The organism is Paraburkholderia sp. SIMBA_054, assembly GCF_046534875.1.
GTDB classification, from domain to species: Bacteria; Pseudomonadota; Gammaproteobacteria; order Burkholderiales; family Burkholderiaceae; genus Paraburkholderia; species Paraburkholderia hospita.
On sequence record NZ_JAWRXV010001308.1, the window covers coordinates 1 to 250 of the forward strand.

General features: G+C 64.4%; 1 protein-coding gene. It reads right to left on the bottom strand.

From position 1 onward, the window contains the following. Window positions 1–250: metallopeptidase TldD-related protein (locus SB822_RS59335; protein WP_410859406.1), on the bottom strand; the 250-nt coding region annotated here is incomplete at both ends.

The window sequence follows — 250 nt, forward strand, 5'->3', positions numbered from 1 at the left end:
CGCCCCACGTGCCGTCGGCAAGCAGCAATTCCGCTTGCGCGCCAAGCTCCTCGAGCTCGCTGCCGAGCAGCCGATACAGGCTGTCGTCAAAGCGCATCGCGTCGAGCGGCGCGACGATCTGCCCGTCCTCGACCCAGAACGTCGCGAATCGCGTCATGCCGGTGAGGCGGCAATTCATGCGGTCCGAAAAGTTCACGTACCACAAGTTGCCGACATAGAGACCCGTGCCGATCCGGGCGAGAACGTCGTG